Below are 16114 nucleotides of genomic sequence, written 5' to 3'. Positions count from 1 at the left end.
CCTTCAACTGGTGGGTTATAGGATATTGAACGGTACCGTGGTGACCAGGCGGAACTCGTTGATGTTGCCGTCGGCCTGGTACTTGCTGGCGCGGTGGGTGGTGTAGGTCGCGCGGATCGCGGTGGCCTTGAGCGGGCCGCTCTGCACGGCGTAGCTGGCGCCGATGCCGTATTCGTAGTGGGTTTCGCCGTCCATGTTCCTGACGTCGTAGGCGGTACCGCGGTAGTGAGTACCGTCGATGCCCCAGCCGCGGGCCTGGTAGAGGTTGAACTTGAGGCCGGGCACGCCGTACTCGGCCATGTTCAGGCCGTAGGCGATCTGGAACGACTTCTCGTTCGGGCCGTTGAAGTCCGAGAGCAGGGAGTTGGCCAGGTAGATGCCGTTGGTTTCGTGCAGGTAGTCGAAGTACTCGTTACCGTTCACCGCCTGGTAGGAGAAGGTCAGGCTGTGGGCCTGGTGGGCCAGGCCCAGGGACAGCGAGTAGGTATCGTTGTCGATCTCGCCCATCTCTTTCTTGCCGGTATCGACGGTCTTGTAGTAGTTCAGGCCGGTGGTCAGGCCCAGCACCGAGCTGTCACCCAGTTCGTGGGTGGCACCGAAGTAGTACTGGTTCCAGAAGTCTTCCACCTTGGAGGCGTAGAGGCTGGTCTTCAGGCTCTTGAGCGGCTGGTAGTTGGCGCCGATCAGGCTGACGCGATCGGTCTCGGCCTTGTTGTTGGTGTATTCGGCGCGGAATTTCGACAGGCTCTGCTCGGTCCGTGGCGATACCCGGTCGTAGGTGCCGGCGTCGAACGACAGGTTGTTGAATTCTTCGCTATGGATGCTGGCGCCTTCGAAGCTCGAAGGCAGTGCACGGTTGCCGATGACATCGACGATCGGTGTGCTGACGTTCTGCCGGCCGACGGTCAGGGTGGTGTTGGAGACGCGGAACTTGACGTTGGCCAGGCCCAGCTTGCTCCACTGGCCCACGGCGTCGCCGTCGGAATGGGTCAGGGTACGGTTGTTCTTGCCGGCGATGTGCTTGCGGTCACGGTCCAGGGCGATGGCGTTGTAGGCGGCGACTTCGGTGCTGACCCCAACGGTGCCTTCGGTGAAGCCGGAGGTGTAGTTGAGGATGGTGCCCTGCACCCAGTTGATGCGGCGCGGCGTGGAGGTCGGCTGGCCGTTGTGGTTGTAGGAGAAGCGGTCGTTACGACGCTTCAATTCGTTGGCGTACCAGTTACGGGTGGTCCCGGACAGGCTCTGGCCTTCGATGAACCCCTTGGACTCGGCCTGGGCATTCTTGCTGTTCAGTTCAGTCGGGACGAAGTCCTGGCTGACGCTCTCTGCATAGGCCGTAGCAGTGATGCTACTGATGGCCAGGGCTAACAATGCGCTGCTGCTCAGTTTCATGGGTGATGCTCCTTTGTTTTGTTTTTTTACTTGCCGGTTTTTTTCGGCCGGCTGGTTTTTTGGAACTCATTCAAGGCATCGCAAACGTTTGCAGGGTGCTCATTCTCTGAATCCAGGCAATACGCCTGCATGAGGACGAAAAACGCCCTCAGGGTTCTAGGCTCATCGGTTATGGGGTCAGGCCGACCCCGGAAAAGGAATTGCGGCCAAAGGGGCTGACCTTGAAGCCCTCGACTTTCGCGCTCAACGGCTGGTTGATCGTCGAATGGGCTATGGGGGTGATCGGCACCTGTTGCTTGAGCAGCTGCTGGGCCTGCTTGTACAACAAGGTGCGCTGGTCGCGATCGGTGACGATCTTGGCCTGCTTGATCAGCTTGTCGTACTGCGGGTCGCACCACATCGAATAGTTGTTGCCGCCGATGGCATCGCAGCTGTACAGGGTGCCCAGCCAGTTGTCGGGGTCACCGTTGTCGCCGGTCCAGCCGATCAGGCTGACGTCGTGCTCGCCGTTCTTGGTGCGCTTGATGTACTCGCCCCATTCGTAGCTGACGATCTTCACCTTGAAGCCGATTTTCGCCCAGTCCGCCTGCAGCATCTCGGCCATCAGCTTGGCGTTGGGGTTGTAGGGGCGCTGCACGGGCATGGCCCACAGGGTGATCTGCGTGCCCTCCTTGACCCCGGCGGCCTTGAGCAGCTCGCGGGCCTTGTCCGGGTTGTAGGCGGCATCCTTGATGCTGTCGTCGTAGGACCACTGGGTCGGCGGCATGGCGTTGACCGCCAGCTGGCCGGCGCCCTGGTACACGGCATTGAGGATCGCCGGCTTGTTCACCGCCATGTCCAGCGCCTGGCGCACTTCCAGGCGGTCGAACGGCTGGTGCTGCACGTTGTAGGCGATGTAGCCGAGGTTGAACCCGGGCTTCTCGATCACTTGCAGTTTCGGATCGCTCTTCAGGGCGTCGACATCGGCCGGGCGCGGGTGCAGGGTGACCTGGCATTCGCCGGCGCGCAGCTTCTGCACCCGCACCGAGGCATCGGTGTTGATGGCGAAGATCAGGCGGTCGAGCTTGACCCGGCTCGGGTCCCAGTAGTGCGGGTTGGCGGTGTAGCGGATCTGCGAATCCTTCTGGTAGCGCTGGAAGACGAAGGGACCGGTGCCGATGGGTTTCTGGTTGATCTGGCTCGGGGTGCCGGCCTTGAGCAGTTGCTCGGCGTATTCGGCGGAAAGGATCGCGGCGAAGCTCATGGCCAGGTTCTGGATGAACGCCGCATCCACGGTATTGAGGGTGATGACCACGGTCAGCGGGTCGCTCTTCTCGACCCTGGCGATGTTCTTGTTCAGGCTCATGCCGTTGAAGTAGGGGAACTCCGTCGGGTAGGCACGGCGGAACGGGTGGTCGGCGTCGAGCATGCGGTTGAAGGTGAACAGCACGTCGTCGGCATTGAAGTCACGGGTCGGCTTGAAGTACGAGGTGCTGTGGAACTTCACGCCCTCGCGCAGGTGGAAGGTGTAGCTCAGGCCATCCTCGGAGATGTCCCAGCGGGTGGCGAGGGCGGGCAAGACGTTGGTCGCGCCTCTCTCGAACTCCACCAGGCGGTTGTACAACGGCTCGGCGGCATCGTTGTCGGTGGCCGTGGTGTATTGCGCGGTGTCGAAACCGGCCGGGCTGCCTTCGGAGCAGAACACCAGGCTGCGGTCGGCGGCCTGGCCCAACGAACTGGCGACCAACAGGCCGCTGCCCAGCAACGCCGGGATGATCAAGGAGTGACGCATGACGATCCATCTCCATTTTTTGTTGTGATGATCAAGGGACCATGGCTCCTTCCTGGAGCCTGTACAGGTCATTGATGCCAAACCATGGTTGCCCAAATGCCCACCGTCGCCCTGGCAAGCCGAGGGCCTGGGCCGTATCCGGCTGTCTTTTCGGGTACGGCCCCGGGATCGTGCGGCTGCGAGGTGGCGCAGTTGCGTCGAGGCCGGGGGACTCAGTCGGGGGCAGGGCGACGGTGGCGTCAGGACGCCACCGTCGTCGCAAGCTACTTGCTGATGCTCACGCCGTAGAAGGCGTTCAAGCCGAACGGGCTGATCTTGAAGTCCTGCACGTTGGCGCGCATGGGTTGGAACACCGTCGAGTGCGCGATAGGTGTCATCGGGACTGCATCTTTGAGGATGTGCTGCGCCTGCTTGTACAGCTCGGTGCGTTTAGCGACATCCGAGGTGGCCTTGGCTTGCTTGATCAAAGCGTCGTAAGGCTTGTCACACCATTTCGAGAAGTTGTTGCCGTTCATGGCGTCGCAGCCGAACAGGGTGCCCAGCCAGTTGTCGGGGTCACCGTTGTCGCCGCTCCAGCCGATGATCATCGCCTGGTTCTCGCCACCCTTGGAACGCTTGATGTACTCGCCCCACTCATAGCTGACGATGTTCACCTTCAGGCCGATCTTCGCCCAGTCGGACTGCAGCATTTCCGCCATCAGCTTGGCGTTGGGGTTGTAGGGACGCTGTACCGGCATGGCCCACAGGGTGATCTGGGTGCCTTCCTTGACGCCGGCTTCCTTGAGCAGTTGGCGGGCTTTTTCGGGATCGTACTTGGCGTCCTTGATGGTGGTGTCGTAGGACCATTGGGTCGGTGGCATGGCATTGACCGCCAGCTGGCCGGCGCCCTGGTACACCGACTCGATGATCTGCGGCTTGTTCACCGCCATGTCCAGGGCCTGGCGTACCTTGAGGTCGGCCAGCGGGTTGGCGTCGGTGCGGCCCCTGAGGACCGGCATCACGTTGTAGGCGACATAACCCAGGTTGAAGCCGGCCTGTTCAGGCATCTTCAGGTCCTTGTCCTCCTTGATGGCCTTGAGGTCGGCCGGACGCGGGAAGAGGGTGACCTGGCATTCGTTCTTCTTCAGCTTCTGGATACGCACCGATGGGTCGGTGGTGATGGCGAAGATCAGGTTGTCGATCTTCACGTCTTCGGGTTTCCAGTAGTCCTTGTTGCCGGTGTAGCGGATGTTCGAGTCTTTCTGGTAGCTCTTGAACACGAACGGGCCGGTGCCGATCGGCTTCTGGTTGATGTCGCTGGTCTTGCCTTCCTTGAGCAGCTTGTCGGCGTATTCGGCGGACTGGACGGAGGCGAAGCTCATGGCCAGGTTCTGGATGAACGCGGCGTCGACGGTCTTCAGCGAGAAACGCACGGTCTTGTCGTCGAGCTTCTCGATCTTGGTGATGTTGGTGTCCATCCCCATGTCGGTGAAATACGGGAACTCGGTGGGGTATGCCTTACGGAACGGCATGTCCTTGTCGATCATCCGGGTGAAGGTGAACACCACGTCGTCGGCATTGAAGTTGCGGGTCGGGGTGAAGTACGGCGTGGTATGGAACTTGACGCCTTCGCGCAGGTGGAAGGTGTAGGTCAGGCCGTCTTCGGAGATGTCCCAGCTGGTGGCCAGGCCCGGGATCACCGCGGTGCCGCCACGTTCGAACTGGCTGAGACGGTTGAACAGGGTCTCGGCCGAGGCGTCGAAGTCGGTTCCGGTGGTGTACTGGCCCGGGTCGAAACCGGCAGGGCTGCCCTCGGAACAGAACACCAGATTAGTCGCCGCCTGGGCGATGGGGGCGCTGGCCAGCAGACCGGCGCTGACTAAAAACGGAATGACTGCTTGTTTGAACATGGTGGCCTCAGGATTTGTTGTCGTTGTTGGTGTTGAGGGCGACCTTGTGAGTCGACCCGCCGATACTTATGCAGGCCCCATACCCAATGCAAGATGCGGGGCCGACACGGGTATCAAAGAGTGGAACGAACGTACAGTAATGACGCATTTGTATAAATCTTGACGCATTTGATCGTTTGCGCCGGTTCTTTATGGTGCATTTTCCGCCTTTTGGGTGGGCATGCATGGACGATCGTGCCCCGTAATGGTGCGCGCCCCGGGCGGACGGCGAGCGGCTTGCGTAGCGGATTTTCCGGCGCACGGGCGGCCCCGCAGGGGAGCTGCAACGCCTTGGCGGCCGGAAGGGAAGAAGAGGGGAAATGGTTGCCAACGGCGTGGGGCAGCGGGGAGCCGAGGCTCAGACCGGCGGCCTGCCAAACCTGGAATGGTTGGAACTTACACATGCAAACCTCATTTTTTCTTTTTCTAGGGCTTACCTGAGGGTGGCCTTGTGGGCCGTGGCAACTCGCCTTGCCATGGGAAATGGATGAACCCATGGACCCTATGCGGCGCTGACGAGTGCCTGTCATGTGCTTGCATGGCCACTCGCCGATGCCGAAATTAAGTCATGCTGAAATTGCGGTCAACGAAAATTAAGCATGGCTAACTTTTCTCCTGCGCAAAGCCTCGTCCTTGAGGTTCGGCAGGCTTGGCGGGGATGGATTTCAGGAGGCAGGATGGTCGTCGAACAGGCCCATGGTGGTGACGGTCAGGACCTCTGCCGGTCCATCGCCGACATTGGCCAGGAAGTGGGCCTTGGTCGCGTCGAAGTGCACCGAGTCGCCGGGGCCGAGTGGGTATTGCCGGCCTTCGATGGTGTACACGATCTGTCCAGAGAGAACGTAGGAAAACTCCGACCCATCATGGGAGATGAGTTCTGATTGATATCCCACTGATATGTTCATCTTGACCGCGTTGATCATGTTCCCGGGAAAGGAACTGGACAGGCGCTCATAGGCCAGCGGCTGGCCCTCGATGGTATAGCGCACCCGCTCACCGTCGTGGGAGTCGGGCTGGGCCTGGATGGGCTGGTCGAACAGGGCGTTCAGCGGGACGTTCAGGGACTTGGCGATGTTGACCAGGGATGAGATGGACACCCCGGTGAGATTGCGTTCTGCCTGGGAGAGAAAGCTGGCAGTCAGACCGGACTCGCTGGCAATCTGGCGCAGGGTTTTCTTGGCGGCGCGGCGATAGCGGCGCAGGCGTTCGCCGATGCGATCTGCGGTCATTGAAGAGACTCTTATTGGAAAGCTGCAGTTTACCCGGTGTGTATCCGGTGGACGTCAATAACGTATGACAGATTCATGACGGGGACGTCACTGTAACATCACCTCGCCGGTTGGATTCATACACAACAGGGCGAGTTTTCCTAATTCGCCTGACGACAGGCAGAAACACAAAACGGCGGCCTCGTTTGCACGGGGTCGCCGTTTTGCGTGGAGGGTATAGGGCTTATTGCATCAGCACTTCGATGGCGCCGTCGGCGGTCATGTTGACCTTGCTGGTACCCGCCTCGACTTCCGGGGTGACGGGGGCGGAGGCGAAGTCCGCGCTGGCGGCCTTCATCATCGGGGCGCGCAGGTAGGGCTGTGGATAGCCATCGGCGTTGAGGTTCAGGCTGACGATCTTGTAGCCCTTGCCACCCAGTGCCTCGGTCGCCAGCTGGGCCCGGGCCTTGAATGCCTGGACCGCGTCCTTGAGCAGGGCATCCTCGCTGGCCTTGCGGGTTGCGGGAGCGATGGCGAAGTCCATGCCGTCCATCTTCAGGTTGGCCAGCAACTCGCCGGTCAGCTTGGACAGGGCGGCGAAGTCGGCGCTTTCCAGGCGCAGTTCCGCGCGCTCGCGCCAGCCGGTGATCTTCTGGCCCTTGCTGTCGTAGATCGGATAGCTGTTGCGGCTGCCCTGGCTCAGGGTGATGCCCTTGACCTGGCGCGCCTGCTCCAGGGCCTTGTTCATGGTGGTGCTGACGTCTGCCGCCAGCTTGGCCGGATCGGAGTTTTGCGCCTCGTTGTAGAGGGTCACGATCATCAAGTCCCGGGCCACTTCCTGGCTGGCTTCGGCACGCAGGGAAACCTGGTTGTAGTGCAATTCATCGGCGGCCAGGGCAGGCAGGCTGGTGAGGGTGCCGGCGCCAAGGGCCAGAAGGGCGACGCTGCGGGTGAAGTGCTGCATGGGATCTCCTTGAGTGCGGTCTGCAAGCCAAAGGTTCGCGCCTGCGTGAGCGATAAGACTCTAGCTTTTATTCCCAGTTGCACCCATTACAACTTTGATACATCTTGGCGTCCCTTATTCCGGGACTTGTGCTTGTAGCTCAAAGCTTGCCGCTGCTTTTCCTGTGGCGCTTTGCCGCAGTTTTGCCTGTGCCGGGGGCTGCTTGGTTATACTTCCGCCGATTGCCCTGGAGCGCTCATCAGGAGAGCTCATGCTCGCCCCCGTAAAATTGCTGTCCGCAACCCGCCAGAACCTCTGGCGCCTGACCTTCATCCGCACCCTGGTTCTGGCCGCTCAGGCCGGTTCGGTGGGGCTTGCCTACTGGCTGGACCTGCTGCCGCTGCCCTGGTTGCAACTGGGCATCACCCTGGTGTTCTCCATGGTGCTGTGCGCTTTCACCGCTATCCGCTTGCGCACTTCATGGCCGGTGACGGAGCTGGAATATGCCCTGCAACTGGCCTGCGACCTATTTATCCACAGCGTGCTGCTGTATTTCTCCGGCGGTTCCACCAACCCCTTCGTCTCCTATTACCTGGTGCCCCTGACCATCGCCGCGGTGACCCTGCCCTGGCGCTATTCGGTGGTGCTTTCCGGAATCGCCCTGGCGCTCTATACCCTGCTGCTGGCGTGGTTCTATCCCTTGCAGACCCTGCCCATCGCCCGCGAGAACCTGCAGGTCTACGGCATGTGGCTGAGCTTTGCCCTGGCCGCGGCGGTGATTACCTTCTTTGCCACACGGATGGCCGAGGAGCTGCGGCGCCAGGAAGAACTGCGGGCGATCCGCCGCGAGGAAGGGCTGCGCGACCAGCAGCTGCTGGCCGTGGCTACCCAGGCCGCCGGGGCCGCCCATGAGCTGGGCACGCCGCTGGCGACCATGAGCGTGCTGCTCAAGGAAATGCGCCAGGACCATCCCGATCCGTTGCTGCAGGATGACCTGTCCGTGCTTCAGGACCAGGTCAAGCTGTGCAAGGAAACCTTGCAGCAATTGGTGCGCGCCGCCGAAGCCAATCGGCGGATGGCGGTAGAGATGCAAGATGTCACCCAGTGGCTTGACGAAGCCCTGAACCGCTGGCACCTGATGCGTCCGGAAGCCAGCTATCGTTTCCACCTGCTGGGCCAGGGCCCGGCGCCACGCCTGGCGCCGCCACCGGACCTGACCCAGGCCCTGCTCAATTTGCTCAACAATGCCGCCGACGCCTGCCCAGAAGGCCTGGAGGTGCGCCTGGACTGGAATGCGGAGGACCTGACCATCAGTATCCGCGACCACGGCGCCGGAGTACCCTTGGCCATCGCCGAGCAGATTGGCAAACCGTTTTTTACCACCAAGGGCAAAGGTTTCGGCCTGGGCCTGTTCTTGAGCAAGGCCAGCGTGACCCGCGCTGGTGGCTCAGTAAAACTCTACAGCCATGAGGAAGGCGGTACGCTCACCGAGCTGCGCCTGCCCCGTGCCGCCCGAGGAGACGACCATGAGTGAAGAGAACCAAGTCGAAGGCGAGGAACTGCCGCACCTGTTGCTGGTGGATGATGACGCTACCTTTACCCGCGTGATGGCGCGGGCCATGAGTCGCCGGGGCTTTCGCGTCAGCACCGCGGGTTCCGCCGAGGAGGGGTTGGCGCTGGCCCAGCAGGACCTGCCGGACTACGCCGCGCTGGACCTGAAGATGGACGGCGATTCCGGGCTGGTGCTGCTGCCCAAGCTGCTGGAGCTGGACCCGGAGATGCGCGTGCTGATCCTCACCGGCTACTCGAGCATCGCCACCGCGGTGGAGGCGATCAAGCGCGGTGCCTGCAACTACCTGTGCAAGCCGGCGGACGCCGACGATGTACTGGCCGCGCTGCTGTCCGAGCATGCCGACCTCGACACCCTGGTACCGGAAAACCCGATGTCGGTGGACCGCCTGCAATGGGAGCATATCCAGCGGGTGCTGACCGAGCACGAAGGCAACATCTCCGCCACTGCCCGGGCCCTGGGCATGCATCGCCGTACCTTGCAGCGCAAGCTGCAGAAGCGCCCCGTCCGCCGCTGATCCGCGCCGGGTGCCCATGTCCCCCGGGGCAGGTGAAAAAGCGAGCCGATCGACTATGATCGGCTCGACGCTTTCCCCCTCTCAATCGAGCTCCAATGATGAATCAGAACGCTGAATACTCCGCGGTCAACGATGCCGTGCGCGGGCAATTCTTCCGTCGGGTGTGGGCCATGACCGTGCCCTACTGGCGCAGCGAGGAAAAGGGCAAGGCCTGGCTGCTGTTGATCGCGGTGATCGGCCTGTCGCTGTTCAGCGTGGCCATCTCGGTATGGATCAACAGCTGGTACAAGGACTTCTACAACGCCTTGCAGAAGAAGGACGAAGCGGCATTCTGGCACCTGATCCTGTATTTCTGCGGTATTGCCGCGGTGGCGATCCTGGGCGCGGTGTACCGCCTGTACCTGACCCAGATGCTGACTATCCGCTGGCGGGCCTGGCTCACCGAGAAGCATTTCGCCCGCTGGCTGGACAACAAGAACTACTACCAGCTGGAGCAGGGCGGTTACACCGACAACCCTGACCAGCGGATTTCCGAGGACCTCAACAGCTTCACCACCAACACCCTGGCGCTGGGCCTGGGGCTGATCCGCAACCTGGTCAGCCTGGTGTCCTTTTCCATCATCCTCTGGGGCGTGTCCGGCAGCATCGAGGTGCTGGGCTATACCATTCCCGGCTACATGTTCTGGTGCGCCCTGGTGTATGCCCTGGTCGGCAGCTGGCTGACCCACCTGATCGGGCGCCGGTTGATCGGCCTGAACAACCAGCAGCAACGTTTCGAGGCCGACCTGCGTTTCTCCATGGTGCGGGTCCGGGAAAACGCCGAGAGTATTGCCCTGTATGACGGCGAGAAGAACGAGAACCAGCGCCTGAGCAGTCGTTTCGGCAAGGTCTGGCACAACTTCTGGGACATCATGAAAGTGTCCAAGCGCCTGACCTTCTTCACGGCCGGTTATGGCCAGATCGCGATCATCTTCCCGTTCATCGTCGCCGCTCCGCGTTACTTCGCCGGCAAGATCGAGCTGGGCGAGCTGATGCAGATCAACTCGGCCTTCGGCAACGTCCAGGAGAACTTCAGCTGGTTCATCACGGCCTATTCCGACCTCGCCGCCTGGCGCGCCACCTGCGACCGTCTGCTGAGTTTCCGCCAGGCCATGAGCGACAACGAGGAACGCCCCCCGGCCATCGACGTGCAAACCGAGGGCGAGCAGCTGCAAGTGCATGACTTGGGCCTGGACCTGGCCGATGGCCGGCACTTGCTGGCCGGTGCGCAGATGACCGTGAATCCGGGCGAGCGGCTGATGCTCAGCGGTCGTTCCGGCAGTGGCAAGAGCACCCTGCTGCGGGCCATGGGGCGCTTGTGGCCGGCGGGCCACGGCCATATCCGCTTGCCGGACCAGCGTGCGCTGTTCCTGCCGCAAAAACCCTACCTACCCATTGGCAGCCTGCGTGAGGCCCTGAGTTACCCACAAGCGGGCGACAGCTATGCCCAGGAACGCTACGAGCAAGTGCTGGACACTTGCCGCTTGGCGCATCTGGTACCGCGCCTGGATGAACGCAATCACTGGCAGCGCATGCTTTCTCCGGGCGAACAGCAGCGCCTGGCCTTTGCCCGGGCGCTGCTGTATGCGCCGCAGTGGCTGTACATGGACGAGGCCACCTCGGCCATGGATGAAGAAGACGAGGCGGCGTTGTACCAGGCGTTGATCGACCAACTGCCGGGGTTGAGCATCGTCAGTGTCGGCCACCGCAGCAGCCTCAAGCGTTTCCATCCGCGGCATGTTCGCATCGACCAGGGCCAATTGGTGGAGCAGACCCTGAGCGCCTGATCACCGCCCGGATGTACGAAGGCCCGCCCGGCAGCTGCTGCCGTGCGGGCCTTTTTTCGCGGGCGTCAGCCGTTCTTGAGGATCGTGCGGTCGACCCGCACCGCCAGCTGGCCGCTGCCCGGCTTGGCGTTGAAGGCCACGTTGCCGCGTTCGTCGACGCTGGCTCGGGCGATGGGCGCGCCGTTGAGCAGCAGCTCCAGCGGAGCGCCCTTGAGGGATTGGCCAGAGGCCAGTTGCAGGTTCAGATTGATAGCCATGGTGATGTCCTTGTCAGGCGTTGCGGTCGATGAAGCGGGTGGCGTTCTTGTCGATGGAGCCGATCAGCTCCGGTGATCCGCCACGGAACTGGCGGAACACATTGCGCCCGCTGGCGCCGCTGTTGCTGGTGCCGGCCGGGATCGCCAGGGTCGGCTGGAAGCTGTCGCCGAGCTCGACATAGGCCGACCAGGGGCCGATGTACGACTCGTTCAAGCCATTGGTTTCGCTGACGGCGTAGCGCACCGCGTGGCCCGGCAGCCAGTTCGGCTCGCTGGGGGTGTGGCTCTGCCAGCCATCGGCGACGATCGAAGGCACCGCACCGGGGGTTTCCAGGTAGCCCGCCGGTTTGTTGGGGCTGTAGTTCTTGAGCAGCAGGTAGGTGCTCCAGCCCCACCAGTTGTCGATGGTCTTGCTGTCGTTGAGGTTGTTGACGTCGCTGCGACGCAGCACCTGGTCGCCCTTGGTGACGAACAGTGGCGAGAAGTTGCCGCTCTTGGCGGCGTTCAGGTCCGGCACCACTTTCAGCGCCGCATAGCTGGCCGGGGCCGGCAGGCTGCCGCTGAGGTAGCTGGCGAAGATCTCGTCGGCCGAGCGCTGGACCGCCAGTTTCACCAGCTGGCGATTGCGGTGGTCGACACTGTCGAAATAGCGTTTGTCGCCGTAGGAGTGCCAGCGGTCGCCCTGGGCGTTGCTGACATTGAGGCCGAACTTGCTGTCCTCGTCATGCATGAAACGGGTGATCAGCGAACCCAGGTCGCTGGGAGTGACCACCGCCGCCACCTGCTTGCGCGGCACCCGTACGTGGCCGGCGGAGAACAGGTCGGTCAGGAAGTGGTCGGCGAAGGCGCTCATCGCATAGGCCAGTTCCAGTTGCTTGTCATCCGCGGCCTTGCCTGCCTGCACCGCTTGCTGCAGGGCGGCGGTATGGCCGGCGGTGTAGGCCGCCAGGGCCCATTCGCCGAAATGGTCGGCGTTGTTGGCGGCCAGCTTCAGGTAGCGGCCGAGGGGGAACAGGGCGGAAACGGCGCCGCCGCCGCCGGTGATCTTGTTCCATTCCTCGGACAGGCTGTCGCCAAGGGCGTCATAGGCCTCGTGGGGTTGCTTGCCGTCACGGATGGCCTGGTTGGCGGCGACGATTTCCTTCTGCATCACGGCCAGGATCTGCCGGGCCTCGTCCTTGGCAGCGGGGAGCACGGCCAGGGAATTGAACGCGGCGATGAAGCGTTGCACTCGTTCGGCCGGGGTCGCGCCATCGCAGATCGGTTGGTCGGGAATACCGTAGAAGTCACCGCCCAGGGCGACGACCTGACCGTAGGTCAGGGCCAGGCCGTTGGGCAGGTGCAGCTCGACCTGCCAGGCAGGGATGGCGGGGGCGTCCTTGGCGAAACGCAGCAGGGTGCTGTCGCCGATGGCGGTGTGCTCGCCGCCTTCGAAACGCAGCGATGGCTTGCCCGGCGCTACGGGCTGTGGTGCACGCGGCAGGTGTTCCGGGCGGTGGTACTTGATGGTGTGGTGGCCGTCGGCGACCAGTACCAGGTTGTCGCCATCGCCGTTGAGGGCGATGCCTTGTTCGGTGAACAGGCGGTCCAGGTCGGCGATGATCTTGCCGGCGTGTTGCGGTTGCTGCTTCTGTGCAGAGACTCCTGACATTTCTAGCTCCTTGATATGTCATGGGTTATTTGAATTTAACTGTATATATGTACAGTTAAATTCGAGAATAAACGAAAATCATTTCCCGTCAAGATGGCAATCATCCGGGGCACGACGCTTTTTCGCCCCGCCTGGAGTGGGGGCCAGGCCTCTGGCCCAAGGGCTGGCGGCTCGAGCCTCGGGCGGTCGCGGGACGATTGGATTATCATTGGCCGCCTGACGACAGGCTCAAGGTCCACCCGCCCATGCTGGCCATCTTTTTCGAAACGCTGACGATCACCGCGCCCGTCTTTGCCATGCTGTTGCTGGGCCTGTTGCTCAAGCGGGTGGGCTGGATCAACGACAACTTCATCCATACCGCCTCGGCCCTGGTGTTCAACGTCACCATGCCGGCGTTGCTGTTCCTGGGGATCGTCCACGCCGACCTGCGTTCGTCGCTCAAGCCCGGGGTGCTGGTGTATTTTTCCCTGGCCACCCTGGCGTGCTTCGCCCTGGCTTGGCTCTGGGCGATCTGGCGTTGTCCGCGGGAGGATCGCGGCATCTATACCCAGGGAGCGTTTCGCGGTAACAACGCGATCATCGGCCTGGCCCTGGCGGCCAGCATGTATGGCAGCTATGGCATTTCCCTGGGAGCGGTGCTGGCGGCGCTGGTGATCCTTTTCTACAACACCCTGTCGACCATCGTCCTGGCGGTCTACAGCCCGGTGATCAAGTCCGACCCCTGGAGCATCTTCAAGAACGTGATCAGCAACCCGCTGATCGTCAGCGTGCTGGTGGCCGGGCCGTTCGCCTATTGGCAGATCGGCCTGCCTGGCTGGCTCGAGACTTCGGGGCAGTACCTGGCGCAGATGACCCTGCCGCTGGCGCTGATCTGCATCGGCGGCACCCTGTCCATGGCGGCCTTGCGCAACAGTGGGCGGATGGCCATCAGTTCCAGCCTGATGAAGATGATCAGCCTGCCGGCGCTGGCGACTCTCGGGGCCTGGCTGTGCGGCTTTCGTGGCGCCGAACTGGGAATCCTGTTCCTGTACTTCGGCAGCCCCACCGCGGCGGCAAGCTTCGTCATGGCCCGGGCGGCCAACGGCAATCATGAACTGGCGGCGGCGATCATCGTCATCACCACGGTGATGGCGGCAGTGACCACCAATATCGGGATCTTCCTGCTGCAGTGGGGCGGCTGGATCTAGGGAGGTTCGCCGGCGTGCAGGGGCGACCGGCGACGAGAGATCACTGGTCCTGCTGGTAGGCGTCTATCACTTCCTGGGCGGCGCGAAAGGCATCGATGGCCGCCGGCACTCCGGCATACACCGCGCAGTGCAGCAGCGCTTCGCGAATCTCTTCGACAGTGCAGCCGTTGTTCAGCGCGCCGCGTACATGGCCCTTGAGTTCCTGCGGGCACTTGAGGGCGGTCAGGGCCGCGAGGGTGATCAGGCTGCGGGTCTTGAGCGGCAGGCCTTCGCGGTTCCAGACCCCGCCCCAGGCGTGTTCGTTGACGAAATCCTGCAAGGGCTGGCTGAACTCGGTGGCGTTGCCCAGGGCGCGGTCGACGAAGGCATCGCCCATCACCTGGCGACGCATTTGCAGACCGCTTTTATGGTTTTCGCTCATGGCGTTTCCCTCTTGTGTTGACGGCGCCAGGCCCGTAGCGAACTGAACAGCAGGAACGCCACCAGCGCCGGCAGGATGAAAAACAGCATCAGGCGCTCCAGCTTGCCCGCCAGGGGCATGCCGGTCGTGAAGGACATCAGGTGCAGCCCGTACGCCAGGTACAGGCCGAGCAGCAGCAAGCCTTCGGCGCGGGTTACGCGGTAGCCGGAATAGAACACCGGCAGGCACAGGGCCGCGACGCCGAGCAGCACCGGCAGGTCGAAATCCAGGGCATTGGGCGAGACCGACAGCGGCGTGGGCGCCACCAGGGCGGTGAACCCCAGGACCCCCAGCAGGTTGAACAGATTGCTGCCGATCACGTTGCCCACGGCGATATCGCGCTGGCCACGCAGGGCGGCCAGCAGCGAGGTGGCCAGCTGGGGCAGCGAGGCGCTGACGGCGATCACCGTCAGGCCCATGACCCGCTCCGACAGGCCCAGGTCGTCGGCCACGGTGATCGCGGCGCCCAGCAGCAAGTGCCCGGCGAATACCAGCAGGCCCAGGCCCAGGAGGATCAGCAGCAGGCTGCTGAACCAGGGCGCCGGGTGCTTGCGCGCGGGTGGCGCTGGAGGGGGCAGGCGCTTGGCGTGGCGCGACTGGCGCGACAACAGGGCCAGGTACAGCACCAGCGCCGCCAGCAGGAGCGCACCGTCGAGTGGGCCCAGGTGCTCGTTGGAGGCCAGGGCGAACACCAGCAGGCTGGCGCCGATCATCAAGGGGATGTCCAGGCGCACCAGTTGCCGGGAAACCCGCAGCGGAATGATCAGCGCCGAGAGGCCCAGGGTCACCAGGATGTTGAAGATGCTGCTGCCGATCACGCTACCCACGGCGATATCGGTGCTGCCGCCCAAGGTCGCTTGCAGGCTGATGGCCAGTTGCGGGGCGCTGCTGCCGAAGGCGACGATGGTCAGGCCGATGATCAGCGGCCGCACATGCAGGCGGACTACCAGGCGCACGGCCGCGCGGACCAGCAGCTCGGCACCGGCGACCAGCATCAGCAGGCCGCTGATGAGCTGGATCAGGCTGAGCAGGGGCAGTTCGGCGAAGGCGGTAATGGTGAACTCCGGGTATCAGTCGCTGAGGGCTTGGACACGTACTGTCGCGGTTCCGCTGCGCAGCATGTCCAACTGCTGGGCGGCACTGCGGGATAGGTCGATCAGGCGGCCGCGGGTGTGCGGGCCCCGATCGGTGATGCGGACCACGACGCGCTTGTCGTTGGCCAGGTTGGTGACTTGCACCCGGGTGCCGAAGGGCAGCTGGCGATGGGCGGCGGTGAGGCCGTTCTGGTCGAAGGCTTCGCCGCTGGCGGTGCGCTTGCCGTGATGCCGGGCGCCATAGTAGGAGGCGGTTCCGGTCTCGTCATAACCCCGGGGATCGACCAGTTGGCTACTGGCGCAGCCGCCG

At 63.0% G+C, this 16114-nt stretch carries 14 protein-coding genes; 4 read left to right on the top strand and 10 right to left on the bottom strand.

The window, feature by feature from the left end:
- Positions 1-15: 15 nt before the first annotated feature.
- From ACK6AU_RS21170 to ACK6AU_RS21150, 5 genes are all read right to left on the bottom strand, one after another.
- Complete coding sequence (locus ACK6AU_RS21170) at positions 16-1392, bottom strand: OprD family porin (protein ID WP_185699104.1); 1377 nt, start codon at positions 1390-1392, stop codon at positions 16-18.
- Between the two features lie 169 nt (positions 1393-1561).
- Positions 1562-3163, bottom strand: a complete 1602-nt coding sequence (locus ACK6AU_RS21165; RefSeq protein WP_185699105.1) for an ABC transporter substrate-binding protein — start codon at positions 3161-3163, stop codon at positions 1562-1564.
- A gap of 263 nt (positions 3164-3426) precedes the next feature.
- Positions 3427-5052, bottom strand: a complete 1626-nt coding sequence (locus tag ACK6AU_RS21160; RefSeq protein ID WP_409301169.1) for an ABC transporter substrate-binding protein — start codon at positions 5050-5052, stop codon at positions 3427-3429.
- Between the two features lie 704 nt (positions 5053-5756).
- A complete protein-coding gene (locus ACK6AU_RS21155; RefSeq protein WP_185699107.1) occupies positions 5757-6320 on the bottom strand; it encodes a helix-turn-helix domain-containing protein in 564 nt (187 codons plus the stop codon).
- A gap of 223 nt (positions 6321-6543) precedes the next feature.
- Positions 6544-7263 carry an SIMPL domain-containing protein gene (locus tag ACK6AU_RS21150; RefSeq protein WP_185699108.1) on the bottom strand — a complete coding sequence of 240 codons (720 nt, stop codon included), beginning with the start codon at positions 7261-7263 and terminating at the stop codon, positions 6544-6546.
- A gap of 250 nt (positions 7264-7513) precedes the next feature.
- Here ACK6AU_RS21150 and ACK6AU_RS21145 point away from each other — a divergent pair, with 250 nt between their 5' ends.
- From ACK6AU_RS21145 to ACK6AU_RS21135, 3 genes are all read left to right on the top strand, one after another.
- Positions 7514-8776 carry an ATP-binding protein gene (locus ACK6AU_RS21145; protein WP_185699109.1) on the top strand — a complete coding sequence of 421 codons (1263 nt, stop codon included), beginning with the start codon at positions 7514-7516 and terminating at the stop codon, positions 8774-8776.
- Positions 8769-9329: a response regulator transcription factor gene (locus ACK6AU_RS21140; RefSeq protein WP_053138573.1), complete on the top strand. Its 561-nt coding sequence runs from the start codon at positions 8769-8771 to the stop codon at positions 9327-9329. Before ACK6AU_RS21145 ends, ACK6AU_RS21140 begins: the two co-directional genes overlap by 8 nt.
- Positions 9330-9427: 98 nt before the next feature.
- Entirely contained in the window at positions 9428-11155 is a 1728-nt protein-coding gene (locus ACK6AU_RS21135) for an ABC transporter ATP-binding protein/permease (RefSeq protein ID WP_185699110.1), read from the top strand.
- A gap of 65 nt (positions 11156-11220) precedes the next feature.
- Here the strand turns inward: ACK6AU_RS21135 and ACK6AU_RS21130 are convergent, their stop codons facing one another.
- Positions 11221-11412, bottom strand: a complete 192-nt coding sequence (locus ACK6AU_RS21130) for a hypothetical protein (protein WP_022642299.1) — start codon at positions 11410-11412, stop codon at positions 11221-11223.
- A gap of 13 nt (positions 11413-11425) precedes the next feature.
- Positions 11426-13063, bottom strand: a complete 1638-nt coding sequence (locus tag ACK6AU_RS21125; RefSeq protein ID WP_409301165.1) for a phospholipase — start codon at positions 13061-13063, stop codon at positions 11426-11428.
- A 245-nt stretch (positions 13064-13308) separates the two neighbouring features.
- On the opposite strand from ACK6AU_RS21125, the gene ACK6AU_RS21120 reads away from it, so the two are divergent.
- Complete coding sequence (locus ACK6AU_RS21120) at positions 13309-14250, top strand: AEC family transporter (protein WP_185699112.1); 942 nt, start codon at positions 13309-13311, stop codon at positions 14248-14250.
- A gap of 40 nt (positions 14251-14290) precedes the next feature.
- Here the strand turns inward: ACK6AU_RS21120 and ACK6AU_RS21115 are convergent, their stop codons facing one another.
- The 3 genes from ACK6AU_RS21115 to ACK6AU_RS21105 all read right to left on the bottom strand — a co-directional run.
- Positions 14291-14671: a carboxymuconolactone decarboxylase family protein gene (locus ACK6AU_RS21115; protein WP_185699113.1), complete on the bottom strand. Its 381-nt coding sequence runs from the start codon at positions 14669-14671 to the stop codon at positions 14291-14293.
- On the bottom strand, positions 14668-15732 hold the full coding sequence (locus ACK6AU_RS21110; protein WP_185699240.1) for a calcium/sodium antiporter: 1065 nt from the start codon (positions 15730-15732) through the stop codon (positions 14668-14670). The genes ACK6AU_RS21115 and ACK6AU_RS21110 overlap by 4 nt, the downstream gene beginning before the upstream one ends.
- A 48-nt stretch (positions 15733-15780) precedes the next feature.
- The coding region (locus tag ACK6AU_RS21105; RefSeq protein ID WP_409301162.1) for a septal ring lytic transglycosylase RlpA family protein at positions 15781-16114 on the bottom strand (334 nt) is incomplete at its 5' end.

It is taken from the genome of Pseudomonas sp. KCJK8993, from assembly GCF_046230915.1.
GTDB lineage: Bacteria > Pseudomonadota > Gammaproteobacteria > Pseudomonadales > Pseudomonadaceae > Aquipseudomonas > Aquipseudomonas piscis.
Note: the sequence above shows the minus strand (reverse complement) of the source record. Positions and strands in the feature narration are given on the sequence as shown.